The sequence below is a fragment of the Micromonospora sp. NPDC049801 genome (assembly GCF_040656575.1).
Classification (GTDB): Bacteria; Actinomycetota; Actinomycetes; order Mycobacteriales; family Micromonosporaceae; genus Micromonospora.
The window spans coordinates 1-16,820 of record NZ_JBFAMS010000036.1 but is presented as its reverse complement, the minus strand read 5'-3'; the positions used below and the strand labels follow the sequence as shown (position 1 = coordinate 16,820).

The window sequence follows — 16,820 nt, the reverse complement described above, 5'->3', positions numbered from 1 at the left end:
GGTTCGACCACCACGGCGGTGCGGCCGAGTCGGCGCATGGTTATCGCGGCGCGCCTGCCCTCCGGGCGGCTGCTCGCGCGCCTCCGGCGGCGACTGAATCCCTTGCGGAGCAAGGGAATCCACCTCGCGCGCTCGCTGAATCCCTTATGCCGCAACGGTTTTCGGGAATGTCCACTGTCGAATCCCTTACGCTGCAACGGTTCTAGCTCAATACATCGATGATGTCTTTTGACGTTGACCCACCGGCCGGAAATGCAAAGATTGGTTCCGGCAATTTCGCCAGAACCAATCTTTGCCGTTTATCGAATTCGATTACTTCCGCTTTTTAGGTGGGCCAACAATTCGTGTAATTACATCCTGGGCTGTGCGTATTTCGCGCCTAGCCTGCAATGCGTATTCTCCTTTACTGGTGGAGAATGTGTGACCGTCAAGAATGAATCCGGGTTGCCCGTGTGCTTCGCGCCATTCCGTGATTAGGCAGCCCGCAGCCCGCAGCAAAGCGGCTATTCCTTCGGAGGGATTGAGAGCGTGTGGAGAGCGCCCGATCTCTTGAATGGTGAGCGCTGCCCATTGAATGCGCCACAGTGCCGAATTCATGGCCGCTATCGCGGTTAGCGATTCCTCGCCCTCTACGAATGGCCACACTTCCGATTCAGCGGACGCGACCAGCATCCTAACCTCATCGAGACTTAGGCGATCGTGGTTGTAATCGTTGACCGTCTGATAGCAATTGACCCACGCGGCCAGCACTGCCAGCAGTGCGGTAACCTGCCGCTCGCCAGTCATCGATTCGATACCCATGTGCTTTTCGTCAAGCGGAATTTGGAGAAGCTTGCACGCCTGTCGAATTTCTTCCGCCGTGGGGAGTCCGTCTCTCACTTGGTCAGTCAAGGCGACTGCCCTCCTATTCCATGAAGTCGAGTAGCCCGGACCACTCGCCAATTTCCAGCGCCCCGGCAACCTGGCCGTTGTCACCCTTGCTCCGGCCGTATGCGTTCATGATTGCGTCACTGGCTTTCTGTGCCGCCTGGTCATCCATGCCGGATTCCAGCAACGCGGCAGCCTCGTTGAGCAGTCGCCGCGACTGTGGATCGATGGTGACCACCCCGACATTGCGTGACCCTGCCGGTTTCTGATTGCTCTTGCTGACCACCTGAACCTTGCCGACCGCAGCGACCTTGGCTGACCGCATTTGGTCGGCTGCAATCTTCCGAGCTGCCCGCTTGTCGCCCCGCACCGCGTCCCGCCGGCCGCCTCGCTCGCTCGGTGCCTGGTCGCCCTTGAGCCACTTCTGAGCGGTCCGCCGACTGACCCCGTAGGTGTCCATTAGGTATTTCGACGCCTCACCCTTGCCCTGGTGGGCGGCCTGAACCGCTCGTACCGACTCCTGCCAGCCACGGGGCCGCCCCGCGCTCTCCCGCGATTCTCCGAAGTTCACAGCCCCGCCTCCCGCGTCTCGTGAGCGTTCTTAATGGCCCTGTTGAGCATGTCCGGGCTACCCGTGGCGTGACCCTCGACAATCGCCGTGTCCACCTCGGCCCACCGGTCCAACTTCCATTTACCGAGCTTCTTAGGAATGTCGTTGTCCTTAGTCCAGACCGTGATTCCCTCCGGCAATTCCAGCCCGGAATCCGAGAGGAACCATGCGGAGTCTCGCCGCATTCCGAGCGCGGTCCGGCCATTCTGCTCGGCCTTTTCCAGCGCCACAAATGCACGCACCCACGATTCCGCGATGATGTGATCCGACCAGTCTCGCCGCATGGTCCGGGTGGTGTTCTTGTCGCTGCGCATCCACCCACCGATGAACGTGGCATACACCGACTTGAGCACCTTGAACGCCAGCACTGCCGGCTGATCGGTGCGGTCCGCCAGGGCGTACCACGCGGTCCGGAACAACTTGGCCCACATGGCCAGGTGCGGCCGGTGGTTGCCGGCCGTCCAGATCAGGGCCTCTTCTGCCTGAACCTCGGCCCCGCGCTTGATCAGGAAATCCACGTACGGCATCGGGAGCACCTGCCCGGCCCGCAGCCTGGTCGACCACGCGGGGTGCGGGTGGTCGATCGACTCGGCCAGGCGGACGTACCCCGGGGCCTTGGTGAGCGCGTCCAGCGACCGGGGTCGGTTGAGCCGCACCGGTGCCCCGGTCCCGAGCGTGATCGGGGCCGCCGCGAGGAACTGTCCGAACACGTCCAGCCCGATCAAGGTCTGCCCGACCTCGGGCACCTGGCGGCCGTCCACGTAGTCCAGGTGCAACACGAGGTCTTCCGCCAGCTCGGCCAGCTCGGGCAACTCCACCTCGGCCGCAGCCTCGCCCCGCGCTGTCGCACCCCGCCGACCGTCCAGCCAGGCCAGGGCGGACACGGCCGTGTCTCCGGCCCACCCGGTCCACCGCAGACCGCCGGTCACCTCGTGCCACACGGCCAGGCTCGCCGCCGCCAGCTCGGCCGGCAGCTCGGCCCCGTCGAGCACCTTCAACGCTGCCCGCGTCCAGTCGGCCCGTTCCTCCGGGGTGTCCAGCTCGACCGAGCTACCCCGCTTAACCGGCTGTGCGGCCCGCTGTGGCCCGATCGGCCCCCGTGGGGTACCTCCGACCACCCCGGACGCCTCCGGGGCTTCCTGGGCGCTCTCAGTCGGTCGGCACAGGTTGGTGCGTGGCGCACCGCAGGCAGAGCGGACCCGGGTCGGCTCTGCGCACACCAGGCACGGCAACCGATCCTCGGCCACCTCGCCAAACCCGCACCACTCCCCGGGCCGTTGGCACACCGAGCACGGCCCGTCCGAGCCCGGACCACCCGGCCCCCCCGGCCCCGGCCCCCCCTCGCGCACACATACGACTGAATCCCCGAAAAGGTCGTTACTGTCGTTACCGCCCTGGTCAGAGGTCGTTACCGGTGTCGTTACCGGTGTCGTTACCGGAGTCGTTACCGGCCCATCGGGTGCCGCCTCAACCTCGCTCGGGTGGACTCCGGCGAACACGTACGACCGGACCGGCTTGCCCCCGACCTTGACCAGGCGCGCGAGGTTCCGGCCATCCTTGGCCGCGAGCAACCCGCCAGCCTTGCGCAGCTCCCGCAGCGCGATTCCCGGATCATCGATCCCCGCAGGGTCGCTGATCGCGGCCAGCTTCGTAGTGATCACGGCTACGTCACCGGGCAGGGTGTCTCCGTCCAGGTCCCACCCGAGCACGCGCGGCCCCGGCCGCCCGAACTGGACAGCCTCCATGCACATCCGCTCGTACGCGGTGCGGGTCGGGAAGCTGCCCGGGTCGGCCGCCATCGCGCCCGCCACGGCCATCAACAACCGCTCCCCCGGGTCGCTACCTCGCTCGGCCAGTCCGGCCAGCTGGTCGGCCAGCACCCCGCCGGCCCCCTCGGCCGCCGCCGCCGCCAGCTCGGGCACGTCGAACAGCTCCCCGAGCAACCGCGCGCCGGCAACGCCCATGGAGATGTGCTGCCCGAGCCGTCGACCCGGACCGCCATCGGGCATGTCCAGCTTGCCGCCGGCCTGGTCGGCCCATTCGCTGAACGCGTCCGGTGCCAGCGCCCGCCCGACGATCGCCGCCAGGCCGTGACCGTGCCCGGCCGAGATCGCCGCGTCGAGCCGGTTGGCGTGCTCTGCCGAGAGGGTCAGCGCCCCTTGCAGCTCGACCACCCGGGCCGCGATCCCCTCGTTTGGTACCCGCTCCACGATCGTTTCGTTGCCGGTCGAGATCAGGGCACCGTGCCAGCTCCCGCGCGTCTCGCGTAGCCGGCCTTCCCGGTCGCTCACGTCCCGGGCGGCCCCTTCCATGGCGCGGAAGATGACCGACTCAAGATCCTGAACCCGGAACTTTGCGGCCCCGAGTTCATCCCGGAACCCGGTCAGGCACGCCATGTCCCGCAGCCAGGCACCGAGCCCGTTGGCGGTCACGTCCCACCGCTTGACGATGTGCCGGGGGTCACCGAACACGGCCGCAGCGGCCCGCGCGGTGGTGGTCTTCCCCGCGCTCGACCGGCCTGCCAGGTGCACGGTGTAGCTCTGCCGGCCCAACGGGTCGACGTAGAGCCCACCGACCGCGCACCCGACCACCAGGGCGGCCCGGGGCGACCGGGCCACCTCCCGCAGGATCGTCCGGAAGTCGGACGGCCGACCGGCGGTCACCCCGTACCCCGCCGGGAGCACGTCATCGGGCGGCAGGACCAGCACCCCGCCATCCCACCGGGGGTGCAGCGGAGTCAACGGCAGTCGGGCCGCCTGGTCGTCGACGATGTTGGTCAGCGCGTCTCGCGCCTCCCGCCCGGCCACACCGGCGGCACCGGGGAACCGGTCGGCCCACACCGAGCCGTCTGCAACATCGCGGGTGGACACGGTGGCGGTTACCCCGCCGACCTCGATGGTGACGCGCCGGCTGGTCACCTCGCCCCGGGGCGAGTAGGTCACCAGGTGCCGGGTGACGCGCGGGCACCACCGCAACAGCGGCTTGTCTTCGCGCCAGACACCTTGCCCGATGGTGTAGCGCAACGGGGCCGAGCTGCCTGGCACCCACCGGTCACCCGGTAGCGGGGCCGAGCCCGGCAGGGTCAGAACGTCGGCATTCCTGCCGTTGGCCGGTTCGGCATTCCTGCCGTTACTCGGCGTACTGGATCGCTGGCGTGGCGCGGCGGCAGTCATTCCTGCCGCCCTTGATCGCCCCTACGCGCGCAGCGTCGGTTATCGTGATGCACAGCTCTTGCCTTCCTTGCACGGTTGGTGTGGCTACACCTCGGGTCGGACGTTCCTAGGCGTCCGGCCCGAAGCTTTTTGCAGGTCACATGGCGTACCTACCGAGCCGGGCCAGACGTGACGCCAGACCCGGACCCCTGACCGGTGTTGCCACCGGCCGCGTGTCGGTCGGGTGGAGAATCCGCAGCTCGGCAACCGCAGCCATCGACCAGGCGGCCACGCACGCGGCAGCCATGGTCGCCAGCGCGGCGGCCACCGCCAGGCGGACACCGAGCCAATCCCGCCGCTGGGTCGGAACGGGGATCGAGCCCGGGGAGAACTTCGCAACGGTCGCCAGGGTGAACGCGCAGAGCCAGTGCGCCACCGTGCCGCATCCGGCCCTGACCATGACCACCCCGAACGACATGAGCCGTTGCATCTGCCACCGGTAGAGCAGCCGGGCACGGGCCGCCGGGTGACGGCGAGCGGCCCGGACGCGCGCACGCATCCGAGCTGCCCGAGCCACCCGACGACTAGTCATGCCGCGCGCACCCGCTCCCGGTAGGACAAGGCACCTCGGCCCGGGGTGGAGTCGAGCGCGGCCACGGTGTCAGCCCCGGCCAGCTCGGCCAGGGCGTACCGGACCACCGCGCCGACCGGCGCGTCAGATGGCAGCCCGGCACGCTCGCGTGCCCGCTCGACCATCACGAGATCGAGCCGGAGGGACGTGGGACGCCGAGTGTGCGCCATCACTGACCGCCTTTCGTGGTACCGATTGCCGGTGATCATTCTCCGGTGGACGGTGCCGTGTCCACCCCGCCACGCCGGGCAACCGCAGACGGCAGCCAATCGGCCGAGTCCGAGGTCAGCGGGTGCACCGCGCCCGGCTCGGTCGCCACGCAGAACAGACAGACCAGGCGGACCGGGCCGCCCTGCTCGACGTCGGCCGCATACCAGTGCCGCACGAGCTGGGTCGAGCACCCCGAGCAGTACACGACCGGCAGGGTGACCGGGCCGGCCCCGGCGGTCGGGATCAGGGGCCGCAGCGTGACCGGCGGAACCCCTGGCACCCGTCCATGAAGGATCAACTCTCCGAACAGCGGTAGTGCCCTCACTTTGCCGCCACCTCTCGAAGGGCCGAGGAGTACGGGCCTGCCCGGAGCGCGTCCAGGATGTCCGACGCGATCAGGTTTCGGATCTCATCCAAGGTCAGGGTCGACTCCCCGTACTCGGCTCGGTAGTCCCGTAGATCCAGGTCCAGAGCGATCTTGATGGTCATTCGCGCCATGTCGTTACCTCGCTTCCTGTGGCTGCCGTGCGAGAATCTTACAACAACTTACAACATTGTCCTAGACACTACAGAAATTGATCAGTAGCGTGGGACAGGTCCACCCCAACCCGAGAGAGAGGCCACCGTGGCATCCGAGTACACCGCGATCAACGTCTCGCACGGCGCACGTGACGAGCTGCGCAGCTTCGCCGCTGCCGCAACCGGCACGCTCGGCCAGCGCGTGACGATGACCGATGCGCTCCGCCTGGCCGTCCGGATCGCCACGGCTCACCTGGCCGACGATGCGACCGCCACCGCGACCGCGCTCGGGATCACCGGACCGACCCGAAAGGCGGACTGACCATGAGTCGTCCCATGATCAAGAAAGTGGGCGCCGCAATTCGGCAGCGCCCCACCATCGCGCTTTACGTCGTGGTGGTGGCCGTGTCCATCACCGGTGCCAGCACGTCCGCCGCCGAGTGGTTGCAGTGGGTGCTGCCCGCCGCCATCGCTGCGGTCGGTGCGGCCGAGCTGGGTGGCGTGGTGCTGTCGATCCACGCGGACCGCCGCCGCAACCTCGGTGAGTCCGCTCTCCCGGCCCGGTTCCTGTCCGCCGCCGTGGCGACCGGTGCCGTTGCGATCAACTGGTTCGGCCACTATGGCCCCGAGCTGCACCAGCAATACCAGGCGGCATTCTTCGCCGGATTCAGCGCGCTCGGCTACTTGGTCTACCTGATCGACTCGGCCGCTCAACGGCGCGATTCGCTGCGCAGCAAGGGCAAGTTGGCCGACACCCCGCCGGTCTACGGCATCGTCCAGTGGGTCCGGCACCCCGGGATTACCCGCCGCGCCCGCCGCCTGGCGCAGCTCAACGCCGAACAGCGGATGACCGAGATCGAGGGTCAGCCGGAAGGCACCGAGCCGACCACCGCGCGCCTCGGGATGCTCGCCAGCATCGGGGCCGCGTACGCCGAGCTGGCCGCCGAGCGGCGCACCGCCGCGATCTCGGCCGAGCTGCGCAAGAAGATCGGCAAGGCTGCCGGGTCGAACATGGCCACCATCGCGGTCAACACGTACGACCTGGGCAAGGTCGCCGCCAACCTGGCAGACAACGCCGATTACGACGGACTGACCGCCATCCTGGCCGGTGAGCTGACCGCCGACCGGATCGGCGCACACGCCACCGGCAAGCCTGCCGCCCTGGCCGCCGCCCCGACTCCGGCCCCGGCCCCGGTCGACGTGGACGACCTGGCCGACGATGACGCTCCGGTGTCCGGCGGTGCCCCGGTCGACCTGGCCACGGTCAGCAAGACGGCCGCGATCCACTACGCACACACCGCCCTTGGTGAGGTGCCCGCGTCCCGCGTGGTCGACTACCTGGCTGCCACCGGCGTCCGGGTGAGTGAGTCCCTGGTCTACAAGGCTCGCCGCCAGGTGCCCGCCCCGGTCGCCGCCCTGCCGGCCGCGAGCACCCCGCCGGCCCTGCCGGCCGCGCCGACCCCCGACCCGACCCCCGAGCCCGCACCGGCCGCGCCGGTCCGCCAGCGCCGGCCCCGCGCCATCGCGCCGACCCCGGAGGCGGCCACCGACACCCCGACCGCCGCGCCGGCCGCGCCGGCCAGCTCGGCCCCGCGCCGGCCGCGCCGGCCCCGCACGGTCCCCCCGGCCGAGCTGGCGGACACGTCCGCCGAGCTGACCACCGCCCTGTTGGCGGATCTGCCCATGACGCCGGTCAACGGCACCCGCCCCGACCTGCGCGCCGTCCCGTCCGAGTAGTCCAACCCGAAAGGAAGTCCGACCATGAACAACCTCCCGTTCACCATCACCGGCAACCTGGTCCGCGATCCCGAGCTGCGGTTCACTCCCGCCGGCGTGGCCGTGGTCAAGTTCACCGTGGCGCACACCCCCCGCAAGCTCGACCGGGAGTCGGGCAAGTGGATCGACGGTGAGCCGACCTTTCTCGACTGCACCGCGTGGCGGCAGCTCGCCGAGAACATCGCGGAGAGCGTCAGCCAGGGCGCGCGAGTCATCGTGACCGGCACCCTGCGTACCGAGCGGTGGGAGACGGACGGCCGCAACGGTGGCGCTGCCGGCGAGAAGCGCTCGCGCATGGTGCTCGACGTGGACGCCGCCGGCCCCGAACTGACGTGGGCCACCGCCAAGGTCAGCAAGGCCAGCCGCGCCAACGGCACCGGCCCGGCCGATGACCCGTGGGCCACCGCGTCCCGCACCCGCCCGACCTCCCCGGCCCCCGCCGGGGCCGCCCGCCGCCGGCACGACGACGAGGAACCGCCCTTCTAGCCAACGGCACCGGCCGCCAGGAGTTCGCAGCTCCCGGCGGCCGGCTCAGCCGCTCACGCGGCGCACAACCGGACCCCGCACCCTTCCTCAAGGAACGGAACCGATCATGAGGATTTTGGCATACCCGCCGTTCCTCCCGAGCGTTCCGGCTACGGCCGGTCGGGAGGGCTGACCCATGTGTCACGTCACCTGTGACGGGAGCTGCCGGCCCCGCCGGACTCCGGTCGGAGAGAAGATCCCCGGCCCCGGCCGCGTCCTGGTCGCCCTGGTCGTGCTCGGCTACCGGCTCGGCCGCCGCGCCCTGCCGGCCCTGGCCGCCGCCCTGGCGGTCGGCACGGTCTACGCCTGGCGCTGGCACTCCGGCACGGTCATGCGCCCGAGCCGCCAGCGTCGCGCCCGCTACGCCCGCCACGTGCGGGCCACCGCCCGATGCCTGGCCACCGCGATCGGGGCCGCCGCCCTGGCCGACTGGCGACTGACCGCCGCGTGCCTGGCGCTCGCCACGGGCGGCCTGGCGGTCGCCGCCCTGGTCGCCCACGACCGCCGCCGGCCCCGCACCGCGCCGGCCGCACTGCCCCCGCGCCGGGTCCGCGTGAAGGTCGGCGCACCCCGCCGGACCGCGCCGGCCGCCGCCGTCACCAACCACCCCGCCGCCAGCTCGGCCGCCTGGTCGACCACCCGGGCGGGTGCCCGATGACCGTCGAGCCGATCAAGGAAGGGGAGTACGTCTACCTGGTGCCGACCCTGCCGACCGCCCCGAGCGCGGCCTACCGGATGCCGCTGTGCGAGGTGGTCCGGGTGTCGGGCTACCGGATCACGGTCGCTGTGGACGGTGACCGCATCGAGACGGACGAGCGCAACATCAAGCGGAAGCGGCCCGACCTCGGCCCCCGCGACCCGCGCCCCCAAAAGCGCCCGTCCATGCCGGACGGATACGCAGAGGTCACCCTGTGGTGACAATCCGAGAGAGGATCATTTCTATGGGACGCAACTCCCGGCCCCTGGCCGACATCGAGGCAGACCTGATCGCTACCACCGACCCCGCCCGGCACGCCGAGCTGCGCAACGAGATCCGGGCCGCCGGCCTGCCGCACCTGGCCGCCGAGCTGGACCGGATCGCGGCCGAGCCCGCGCCGGTCGAGATGGACCGCGACCAGGTGATCGCCGCCCTGGTCGACCTGTTCGACCGCTCCGGCTGGATGCGGTTGGAGATCGTGCGCGCCGGCAGCCGGCACTCCGGCTACTGCATCGACAACTACGGACAGCCCGTCCACCTCGGCATCTCGGCCGAGCTGGCCAACCGCGAGAGGAACTGACCATGAGCGACAGCACCGACACCGGTTACCAGGCGTTCCGCCGTTCCGGCCAGACCGGCAAGACCCGTTCGGTCAGCCTGCCCGGCACCGCCGACCAGGCACGCGCCGCCGTGATCGCCAAGCGGCAGAAGTTGCAGCGCGGCTCCTCGGACACGTTCGAGGTCCGCAAGCCCCGGAGGTAGATCCCCCCGCGCGGGGCCGGCCTCGATTCAGCCCGGACCGGCCCCGCTCTCCCGACTCAGCGAGAGGTGCACATCATGTCCCACCGGATCAAGATCGCTCGACAGCACACCGTGCCGCGCCTGGTGTACCGGTTCCTGGCCGGCCGACCGATGGACGGCAAGCCGCGTACGGACGCCACCTACCTCCACCGGGGAACCGAGGTGCTCCCCCCGTACCGCCGCGCCCGCCGGTGGATGTACCGCCCCGGGTGGCAGCGCCAGGCGTTCCGGCTCGGCACCCCGACCGGGGCCGCCGCAGCGGCCTACAGCTACGTCACCGAGCCGACCCTGACCCAAGCCGGGGCCGGCACCGTGGCCGCCACCGTGGCCGCCAGGGCCGCCATCCGGGGCCGCCGCCAGCTCAAGACCCGCAAGTTCCGCAAGGTCTACACGCAGCCCCTGGCCGCCGCCCTGGCCCCGGTGCTGCGCATCCCCGAGCACACCCGGCCCGAGCAGTGGCTGACCGTCTCGCCCGAGCTGGCCGGCCTGGCGGCCCGCCTGGTCGGTCCGATGAGCCCGGCCGAGATCGCGCTACGCCGCTGGTACGGCGAGCACGTCGAGCCCGGCGTCCGCTACGTGCCCGACCGGCTGATGAAACTGCGGTGGTGGGCGGCCGACACCCGCCCGGCCCTGGCGGCCCGCCGCCGGCTGGACTACTTCCGCCGCCCGACCCACGCCAAGCCGGCCCGGGTCGAGATCGAGGTAGCCGGGTACGTCACGCCCGAGCTGCAAAAGATCATCCGACAGACCATCACCGCAAAGCTCCCGCTCGGTGATCTGGTCGAGTCGTGGGACCAGGTGGGCACGCACGCCGTGGGCATGTGGACGGTGCGCGAGCGCCCCCCGCGCTCGGTCGGCTTCACCGAGATCGAGCCGTACCTGGACGCGCTCAAGGACGACGAATTCCTACTCGGGCTGCGGGCCGGTGGCCGGCCGTACGTCGTCAGCCTCAACAGCGACTCCCCACACCTCGCGTGCTCGGCCGGATCGGGTGCGGGAAAGAGCGTGCTCGCCATGCTGATCGGGGTGCAGGTGCTCTCCCGTGGCGGTCGAGTGCTGATCATCGACCGCAAGGGGTCGCACCGCTGGGCACTGGGACTACCGGGAGTCACCTACTGCACCGAGGTCCAGGACATGCACTCGGCCCTGATCGGCACGAGCGGCCTGGCCGACGACCGCAACCGGGAGGCCCTGACCCAGCCGGAAGACTGGAACCCCGGGGATCGGGTGCTGGTCATTTTCGAGGAAATGAACGCGACGGTTGCGCAGCTTAAGGCGTACTGGGAAGAACTGCGCGGAAAGGAAGACCCGAAGACCTCCCCGGCTATCCAGGCGTTCCGAAACATCATGTTCATGGGCCGGTCGGCAAAGGTGCACCTGTTCGGCGTGGCACAAATGCTCACGGCGAACACGACCGGCGGCCCGGAATCGCGGGAGAACTTCGGTATCCGGGCGCTCGCCCGGTACACGGCGAACAACTGGAAAATGCTGGCTCCCGAATGCCCGATGCCCCGCCGGTCGGGGGTGCTCGGCCGGTGGCAAATCGTGGTTGCGGGCAACGCGACAGAGGTTCAGGTGGCCTATCTGGAACCGGAGGAAGCCCGCGCGATTGCCACCGTTGGCCGCCCGATCGACCTGGAAAACAGCCCAGGTGTCCCCGTGTCCCCGCTCTACGCTCGCCCCGGGGATGATCAGGTAAGTCCCGGCTCGGTCCCGGGGACCGGCCACCCGACCGGGGACACCCCGGCCGACCCGCTGAACGCCCTTCTGACGCTTCGGGAAGCGGTCAACGCGGGTATTGTTCCCGGCCAGTTCGACGCCGCTAAGAAGCGCCTACAGCGGGTGCGGAAGAACAACCCGGAATTCGCCCCGCCCACGTCCGGGAAAAAGGGTCTGGCCGACACCTACCGGGTCGGTGACCTGATCGAGTGGGTAGAGACGGAAAGCAAGCGGGCCGAATTCAAGAAGTGACGACAAGCCGACCGGAAATGGACGGCGCGCGGCCCCGGGAAACCACCCCGACCGCGCGCCGTCCCCCTCCCCCGAGAGAGGCGAGAAATGGACTGGACGAACTGGCACCGGGCGCGCGGCCTGGTCGCCGCCCTGGACGACATGACCGATCAGCAAATACGCGAGGGAATGCACGACGAAACCCCCGAGTGGTCTGATCTGAATTCGCGCGTGAATGACGCGTTGAATGCGCTTCCCTGGTGGCAGCGCCCCCGCTTTCCGATGATGATCGGCAACGCGATTCGACCCCCGCAAGCCTGACGCAGCGTAGCCGCACCGGCCCGCACCGCTCCCACACCGGGAGGTGCGGGCCGCTTGCTGTCGGCCGCCTGACACGGCAACCCCTTGTGATCTTCGTATGGAAACCCATACGCTCATTCGTACGGAAGTCAGTACGGACGAGAGGAATCACGATGGAGCTGCGCACCAACCCCGATGGCTCGCTCACCCTGAACGTGCCCGCCAGCTACGGCCGCACCCTGGGTGCGGACGGCATGATGATGCTCGATTGGTTCAGCTCGGCATTGATCGCCATGGCCCGACTTCGGGACGGCGACCAGGTGATGACCGCCAACGACTGGCACAACCTGATCAACGACACCGAGCACCGGCTTACCCCCCGGTTGCAGGGCATCCGTGACGCGCTGATCCGCGCCCACGCCGCCGCCGGTGGCTCGTACGGGGATCTGGCCCTGGCCATGGACGTTCCCAAGGGCACCGCGCAGTACCGGCGCGACAAGCTGACCGCCGCGCAGCCGTCCACCTGGGAGCGCTGGGCCGATGGCACCCTTGCCGACTTCATCCGCGCCGACTGGTCCGCCAGCGTGACCGTGCGGCACCCGGAAACCGGTGAGGACCACACGGTGCAGCTCGACCGGTTGAGCGGCGACCAGGCGGCCGAGCTGGAAACGCTGATCAGTTCCGACCCCGAGCACACGGTGACCATCCGGCAGTCCGCCGGCTCGTGCTGGACGTTCCGGGCCGCTGAGGTTCAGGTGGTGCGGGTCGAGCGCACCCGCACCGCACCGACCCGCACCACCCCCGCCGCCTGACCCGCACACGCGCGAGCGGCCCCGTCCGCCTGGCAGCAATCCGGGGCCGCTCACCACTCCCACGACAGGAGCACCCCCATCATGACCGCCGCCACGTTCGCCGCTCTGTTCGCCGCCCTGTTCGCCGCTCACACCATCGCGGACCACTGGGTGCAGACCCAGCACCAGGCCGACCACAAGGGGTGCGACTCGCTGCCCCCTGGTGCGGCACACCCGCACTGTTCGGTGTGGCGCTCGCGCTGGCACTGCACCGCCCACGTGCTCACCTACACCGCAACCGCACTCGGTGCCGTACTGGTGGTGGCGTGGCGGTGCGGCCTGGATCTCGACCCGTACCGGCTCGCGCTCGCGCTGACCGTCTCGGCCGTCTCGCACTGGATCGCTGACCGCCGCGCCCCGCTGCGCTGGCTGGCCGACCGCACCGGTTCCGGGAAGTTCTACGCACTCGGTGCGCCCCGCCCCGGCCACGACGACAACCCCTCGATCGGCACCGGCGCGTACGCCCTTGACCAGTCGTGGCACATCGGGTGGTTGCTGGTCGCCGCTCTGATCGCGGCCTGACCGCCCCCGTGGGGCACCCGCCCATCACCGGGTGCCCGCGCGGAGGCGGCCCGACCGGACCGGACCCGACCAGAGAGGTAGATCCCCATGAACTGCGAGGCGTGCGGCAAGCCCTGCGGCTCGGTCAGCGTCGACAGCACCGGTGCGCTCGGCAAGTGCACCTGCGGTCACTGGACGCTCGACCGGGGCCGCGCCACCAAGGGCGTCAAGACGGGCAACATCACCGTTCGGGGCGCGTGCGCGATCGGTGACGGCGCGGTCGCCATCGGCAAGAGCAAGAGCAAGGGCAAGAAGGACCGGCGTTAACCCGACCCCCGGAAGGAACCGCACCATGAACCGCACCCTGCCCCACACCTACACGCACCCGAGCGTCCTGGCCGGCATCGCCTCCGGCGCGAGCTGGGCCGATCCCGAGATGGACCCGACCCGCATCGACTGGGCCGAGCGCCAGGCCCGCGCCGCGATCCCGTTCGAGGTGGTCAACGGTCGCCCGGTCGCACCGACCGACCCGACCGGCATCCGGTACGGCCGGAACGAGCTGGGGCACTGGGGCGAGGCCCTGTGCGCGGACGCCGTGGTGATCGCCACCGACCCGACCGGCCGCCGCTGGGTCGCCATGGTCGAGCGCGACGACGATCACGGGTGGGCGCTGCCCGGCGGCCACGTCGACCCGGGCGAGACTCCGGCCGCCGCTGCGGTCCGCGAGTTGGGCGAGGAAACCGGCCTGTTGCTCTACCCGGAAGATGGGGTGACCTGGCAGTCCATGCCGGCTCAGGTCGTGCCCGACCCGCGCGCCAGCGATGAGGCGTGGATGGTCACCGTCCCCGCCCTGGCCTCGCTCGCCATCCGCACCCGGTCTGACCTCCCGACCCTGGTCGGTGCCGACGATGCCCGCCGCGCCGAGTGGGTGCCGGCCGACACGTACGCCGCCCTGGTCGACCACCTGGCCGCCACCTATCGGGGCGAGGTGTTCGCCGCTCACCGCTTCATCCTGTTCAACCTGTTCGGCTGACCCGCACCGCCTCGCACCCCGCCCACCGCACCCGGTGTGGCGGGGTGCACCACGTGGTGCACCGGTGCCGGAATCACCCCGCACCACTCCCGTACCTATAGATGCGGGTGGGGGATAATCATGGAATGGCGCAACGTAGACCGACCAAACCCACCAGGTGCCCCGAGTGCGGATACCGGTGGAGCACCCTGGCTATCGGCCGCTCGGCCACCTGCCGGCAGTGCGGGGTGCAGCACTACGTACCCGCCGACCCCACCACCGCCGTACCCCTGGCGGACCGCCCACACCGCGAGGTCACCTGTCGGCACTGCGGTCACACCTGGGCCACCCGCCGACCCCGGCAGAGCGCGGTGCCCTGTAGCCAGTGCGGCCGGTCGGTGTGGGTGCCGCTGACCGCCCCGGTGGTCGAGTCCCCGGCCGAGATCCGCCGCCAGGTCCGCGCCGAGCTGGCCGCCGAGGATCGGGCCGCCCGAGCTGCCGCACCCCGCCCGGCCCGAGCACCCCGCCCCCGGGTCGCCCGGCCCCGCCCGGCCCCCGCGCCGGTCGCCGGCTACCTCCCCGCGCTGTCCACCCTGGCCGGCCTGGTCGCTGACCTGACCCGTCCGAGCACCCTGCCGAGCACCCGCCCGGCCCCGGTCGCCCGACCGCCAGCGGCACCCGCAACGGCTCTTGCAGGTCTGACTACTGGCCCGCCCCCCGGCAGCCCCTACGCGATCGGCCCCGACACGATCCGCCTGTTGGCCGCCATGGGTCAGCGCGACTACGTGTCACCGGTCGACCCGGGAGACTGCCCGTTCTGGGTGGTCAACCGGTCCGGGCTGTGCGGCCTGGCCGCCCCGTACCGGGTGCTGCTCACCCCGACCGCCTACCTGCCTGCCTGCCAAGGTCACGCGCACTCGATCCGGTCACAGGCCGCGCAGCACGGGGTGCCGTTCCGGTCGTACCCACCGCTGCCCTGAATTGACGTTGTGCGTCACGCACGAATTGCCGGCAGGAATACGGAAATGGCGCGTGCAATGCACGCGCCACAACCTATAGATGCCCCTGGCCGGATCTCCGGAAAAGGAAGGGTGCGAACTCAGTTCCTCGATCGCTGCGGCGAATTCAGGTAGGAACGCAAGACCCATCCCGCGATCACCTGGCACGCTTCCGGGTCGAGCACCCGACCCAACGCGGCCACCTGGGCACGCTCGAAGTCGGTCAGCTCGACCCGGGTCAACATGAGCGCTTCCCGGATGGGCATGGCGGCCAGGTCGTGAGGCTCGACCGAGCCCGGCGGGATGCCGTGGGTGGTTGCGGCGAGCTGCGCCCGCGCCTGGTCGGGGGTGGCGAATGGCCCGTTGTCCCGCAACGGGGTCGGTTCGGTCGTCATGGCCCCGACCGTATCGAGGGGCACCGCGTCCCCGTGGCCCGTGGCACTCTCGGATCATGATGCGACCGGGGAGGGTCCGCCTTGCGATCGTGGCCGGCATCGTTGGGGCGGTTGTGCTGGCCATGGGGGCCGCTGTAGCCGCTGTGGTGGTGCGGGGCACCGTGGCGGCAGACCGAGGGGCAGGAAGCGCGATAGCGGCGGCAGACGGGTGGGTGGTGGCCCTGAGCTACGGCAACCCGCCCCCGGGCGGGTACCTCTGCCCGGACCAGTTCGACGCGCTCCGGCGGCAGGCTGCCGAGCTGCGCAAGACCATCGAGCGCCACGGGCGGGGTAACGCGGTGAAGGTCGGTTCCCGAGACTGGCGCGAGCAGGTCACCGGCGACCGGGCCGAGGTCACTGCGGAGGTCTACCTGATGTTCAGCGCCCCGGGTGACCCGCTCACCATGGTCGGCAGCGCGCACCGGTGGACCTTCCGCACAGAGCGTTACGGCGGACTCCGGGCCGGGTGGAAGCTGTGCCAGGCGGACGTACCCGAGCTGTGCGGCACACACCTACGCTGCGACTGACCGGAAACCCTTACGCCACAACGGTTTTCGAGATGACGCGTGCCTGAATCCCTTACGCCACAACGGTTTCCGTGATGATGCATCCGTGAAAGCCTTATGCCACAAGGATTTTAGGGTTGCAGCGGAGCGGAAACCCTTGCAGCGCAACAGGTTTCGAGCTTGACGATTGACCAAGAACCGCAATATCAAAGGACCCTATCAATGCCATGCTCTAGAACCGTTGCTACACAAGGGTTTCTGATGTGGACAGTCCCAAAATCCCTTATGAAATAAGGGATGCAGCAATTGCAATTGACGAAAACCGTTACGCCGCAAGGGTTTTTCGCCGCCGGAGGCGCGCGAGCAGCCGCCCGGAGGGCAGGCGCGACCACCTGGCCGCCACCTATCGGGGCGAGGTGTTCGCCGCTCACCGCTTCATCCTGTTCAACCTGTTCGGCTGACCCGCACCGCCTCGCACCC

24 protein-coding genes are annotated in these 16,820 nt (G+C 69.9%); 16 read left to right on the top strand and 8 right to left on the bottom strand.

What is annotated here, in order from left to right; translation table 11 throughout:
* Positions 1-312: 312 nt before the first annotated feature.
* The 7 genes from AB0I89_RS33465 to AB0I89_RS33435 all read right to left on the bottom strand — a co-directional run bounded on the left by AB0I89_RS33465 (position 313) and on the right by AB0I89_RS33435 (position 5,968).
* Positions 313-879, bottom strand: a complete 567-nt coding sequence (locus AB0I89_RS33465; RefSeq protein ID WP_357134843.1) for a hypothetical protein — start codon at positions 877-879, stop codon at positions 313-315.
* Positions 880-904: 25 nt separating this feature from the next.
* Positions 905-1,438 carry a hypothetical protein gene (locus AB0I89_RS33460; protein ID WP_357134841.1) on the bottom strand — a complete coding sequence of 178 codons (534 nt, stop codon included), beginning with the start codon at positions 1,436-1,438 and terminating at the stop codon, positions 905-907.
* Positions 1,435-4,521, bottom strand: a complete 3,087-nt coding sequence (locus AB0I89_RS33455) for a DUF927 domain-containing protein (protein ID WP_357134839.1) — start codon at positions 4,519-4,521, stop codon at positions 1,435-1,437. The genes AB0I89_RS33460 and AB0I89_RS33455 overlap by 4 nt, the downstream gene beginning before the upstream one ends.
* A 265-nt stretch (positions 4,522-4,786) precedes the next feature.
* The gene (locus AB0I89_RS33450; RefSeq protein ID WP_357134837.1) at positions 4,787-5,188 is read right to left on the bottom strand and encodes a hypothetical protein; all 402 of its coding nucleotides are present in this window, start codon (positions 5,186-5,188) and stop codon (positions 4,787-4,789) included.
* A gap of 29 nt (positions 5,189-5,217) precedes the next feature.
* Complete coding sequence (locus tag AB0I89_RS33445) at positions 5,218-5,430, bottom strand: hypothetical protein (protein WP_357134835.1); 213 nt, start codon at positions 5,428-5,430, stop codon at positions 5,218-5,220.
* 35 nt (positions 5,431-5,465) lie between these two features.
* Entirely contained in the window at positions 5,466-5,750 is a 285-nt protein-coding gene (locus AB0I89_RS33440) for a hypothetical protein (RefSeq protein ID WP_357134833.1), read from the bottom strand.
* Between the two features lie 41 nt (positions 5,751-5,791).
* Positions 5,792-5,968, bottom strand: a complete 177-nt coding sequence (locus AB0I89_RS33435) for a hypothetical protein (protein WP_357134831.1) — start codon at positions 5,966-5,968, stop codon at positions 5,792-5,794.
* 127 nt (positions 5,969-6,095) lie between these two features.
* Here AB0I89_RS33435 and AB0I89_RS33430 point away from each other — a divergent pair, with 127 nt between their 5' ends.
* The 14 genes from AB0I89_RS33430 to AB0I89_RS33365 all read left to right on the top strand — a co-directional run bounded on the left by AB0I89_RS33430 (position 6,096) and on the right by AB0I89_RS33365 (position 15,382).
* Complete coding sequence (locus AB0I89_RS33430; protein WP_357134829.1) at positions 6,096-6,311, top strand: hypothetical protein; 216 nt, start codon at positions 6,096-6,098, stop codon at positions 6,309-6,311.
* Between the two features lie 26 nt (positions 6,312-6,337).
* A complete protein-coding gene (locus tag AB0I89_RS33425) occupies positions 6,338-7,726 on the top strand; it encodes a hypothetical protein (RefSeq protein WP_357134827.1) in 1,389 nt (462 codons plus the stop codon).
* A 24-nt stretch (positions 7,727-7,750) separates the two neighbouring features.
* Positions 7,751-8,251, top strand: a complete 501-nt coding sequence (ssb, locus tag AB0I89_RS33420; protein ID WP_357134825.1) for a single-stranded DNA-binding protein — start codon at positions 7,751-7,753, stop codon at positions 8,249-8,251.
* 175 nt (positions 8,252-8,426) lie between these two features.
* A complete protein-coding gene (locus AB0I89_RS33415; RefSeq protein WP_357134823.1) occupies positions 8,427-8,948 on the top strand; it encodes a hypothetical protein in 522 nt (173 codons plus the stop codon).
* Positions 8,945-9,208 carry a hypothetical protein gene (locus AB0I89_RS33410; RefSeq protein WP_357134821.1) on the top strand — a complete coding sequence of 88 codons (264 nt, stop codon included), beginning with the start codon at positions 8,945-8,947 and terminating at the stop codon, positions 9,206-9,208. The genes AB0I89_RS33415 and AB0I89_RS33410 overlap by 4 nt, the downstream gene beginning before the upstream one ends.
* A gap of 23 nt (positions 9,209-9,231) precedes the next feature.
* The gene (locus AB0I89_RS33405) at positions 9,232-9,567 is read left to right on the top strand and encodes a hypothetical protein (RefSeq protein ID WP_357134819.1); all 336 of its coding nucleotides are present in this window, start codon (positions 9,232-9,234) and stop codon (positions 9,565-9,567) included.
* Positions 9,568-9,569: 2 nt separating this feature from the next.
* Positions 9,570-9,749 carry a hypothetical protein gene (locus AB0I89_RS33400; protein WP_357134817.1) on the top strand — a complete coding sequence of 60 codons (180 nt, stop codon included), beginning with the start codon at positions 9,570-9,572 and terminating at the stop codon, positions 9,747-9,749.
* Between the two features lie 75 nt (positions 9,750-9,824).
* Positions 9,825-11,759 carry a DUF87 domain-containing protein gene (locus AB0I89_RS33395; protein WP_357134815.1) on the top strand — a complete coding sequence of 645 codons (1,935 nt, stop codon included), beginning with the start codon at positions 9,825-9,827 and terminating at the stop codon, positions 11,757-11,759.
* Between the two features lie 87 nt (positions 11,760-11,846).
* Positions 11,847-12,059 (top strand): hypothetical protein, encoded by a 213-nt coding sequence (locus tag AB0I89_RS33390; protein WP_357134813.1) that lies wholly within the window; start codon positions 11,847-11,849, stop codon positions 12,057-12,059.
* Between the two features lie 152 nt (positions 12,060-12,211).
* Complete coding sequence (locus AB0I89_RS33385) at positions 12,212-12,850, top strand: hypothetical protein (protein WP_357134811.1); 639 nt, start codon at positions 12,212-12,214, stop codon at positions 12,848-12,850.
* A gap of 81 nt (positions 12,851-12,931) precedes the next feature.
* Complete coding sequence (locus AB0I89_RS33380) at positions 12,932-13,411, top strand: DUF3307 domain-containing protein (RefSeq protein ID WP_279520446.1); 480 nt, start codon at positions 12,932-12,934, stop codon at positions 13,409-13,411.
* 87 nt (positions 13,412-13,498) lie between these two features.
* Entirely contained in the window at positions 13,499-13,717 is a 219-nt protein-coding gene (locus AB0I89_RS33375) for a hypothetical protein (RefSeq protein ID WP_357134809.1), read from the top strand.
* 25 nt (positions 13,718-13,742) lie between these two features.
* Positions 13,743-14,423 (top strand): NUDIX domain-containing protein, encoded by a 681-nt coding sequence (locus tag AB0I89_RS33370; protein ID WP_357134808.1) that lies wholly within the window; start codon positions 13,743-13,745, stop codon positions 14,421-14,423.
* A 125-nt stretch (positions 14,424-14,548) separates the two neighbouring features.
* Complete coding sequence (locus AB0I89_RS33365) at positions 14,549-15,382, top strand: hypothetical protein (RefSeq protein ID WP_357134806.1); 834 nt, start codon at positions 14,549-14,551, stop codon at positions 15,380-15,382.
* A gap of 119 nt (positions 15,383-15,501) precedes the next feature.
* Here the strand turns inward: AB0I89_RS33365 and AB0I89_RS33360 are convergent, their stop codons facing one another.
* Positions 15,502-15,795 carry a hypothetical protein gene (locus AB0I89_RS33360; protein WP_279520442.1) on the bottom strand — a complete coding sequence of 98 codons (294 nt, stop codon included), beginning with the start codon at positions 15,793-15,795 and terminating at the stop codon, positions 15,502-15,504.
* Between the two features lie 161 nt (positions 15,796-15,956).
* Here AB0I89_RS33360 and AB0I89_RS33355 point away from each other — a divergent pair, with 161 nt between their 5' ends.
* Positions 15,957-16,361 (top strand): hypothetical protein, encoded by a 405-nt coding sequence (locus tag AB0I89_RS33355; protein ID WP_357134804.1) that lies wholly within the window; start codon positions 15,957-15,959, stop codon positions 16,359-16,361.
* A gap of 242 nt (positions 16,362-16,603) precedes the next feature.
* Entirely contained in the window at positions 16,604-16,801 is a 198-nt protein-coding gene (locus tag AB0I89_RS33350) for a hypothetical protein (protein WP_357134803.1), read from the top strand.
* Positions 16,802-16,820: the final 19 nt, after the last annotated feature.

Bases quoted from the DNA above. Each gene is read 5' to 3' on its own strand.
- AB0I89_RS33370 (WP_357134808.1), top strand. From the start codon at position 13,743: ATGAACCGCACCCTGCCCCACACCTACACGCACCCGAGCGTCCTGGCC.
- AB0I89_RS33360 (WP_279520442.1), bottom strand. From the start codon at position 15,795: ATGACGACCGAACCGACCCCGTTGCGGGACAACGGGCCATTCGCCACC.
- AB0I89_RS33375 (WP_357134809.1), top strand. From the start codon at position 13,499: ATGAACTGCGAGGCGTGCGGCAAGCCCTGCGGCTCGGTCAGCGTCGAC.
- AB0I89_RS33445 (WP_357134835.1), bottom strand. From the start codon at position 5,430: ATGGCGCACACTCGGCGTCCCACGTCCCTCCGGCTCGATCTCGTGATG.
- AB0I89_RS33395 (WP_357134815.1), top strand. From the start codon at position 9,825: ATGTCCCACCGGATCAAGATCGCTCGACAGCACACCGTGCCGCGCCTG.
- AB0I89_RS33365 (WP_357134806.1), top strand. From the start codon at position 14,549: ATGGCGCAACGTAGACCGACCAAACCCACCAGGTGCCCCGAGTGCGGA.
- AB0I89_RS33435 (WP_357134831.1), bottom strand. From the start codon at position 5,968: ATGGCGCGAATGACCATCAAGATCGCTCTGGACCTGGATCTACGGGAC.
- AB0I89_RS33410 (WP_357134821.1), top strand. From the start codon at position 8,945: ATGACCGTCGAGCCGATCAAGGAAGGGGAGTACGTCTACCTGGTGCCG.
- AB0I89_RS33380 (WP_279520446.1), top strand. From the start codon at position 12,932: ATGACCGCCGCCACGTTCGCCGCTCTGTTCGCCGCCCTGTTCGCCGCT.
- AB0I89_RS33415 (WP_357134823.1), top strand. From the start codon at position 8,427: ATGTGTCACGTCACCTGTGACGGGAGCTGCCGGCCCCGCCGGACTCCG.
- AB0I89_RS33450 (WP_357134837.1), bottom strand. From the start codon at position 5,188: ATGCGTGCGCGCGTCCGGGCCGCTCGCCGTCACCCGGCGGCCCGTGCC.
- AB0I89_RS33405 (WP_357134819.1), top strand. From the start codon at position 9,232: ATGGGACGCAACTCCCGGCCCCTGGCCGACATCGAGGCAGACCTGATC.
- AB0I89_RS33390 (WP_357134813.1), top strand. From the start codon at position 11,847: ATGGACTGGACGAACTGGCACCGGGCGCGCGGCCTGGTCGCCGCCCTG.
- AB0I89_RS33385 (WP_357134811.1), top strand. From the start codon at position 12,212: ATGGAGCTGCGCACCAACCCCGATGGCTCGCTCACCCTGAACGTGCCC.
- AB0I89_RS33400 (WP_357134817.1), top strand. From the start codon at position 9,570: ATGAGCGACAGCACCGACACCGGTTACCAGGCGTTCCGCCGTTCCGGC.
- ssb (WP_357134825.1), top strand. From the start codon at position 7,751: ATGAACAACCTCCCGTTCACCATCACCGGCAACCTGGTCCGCGATCCC.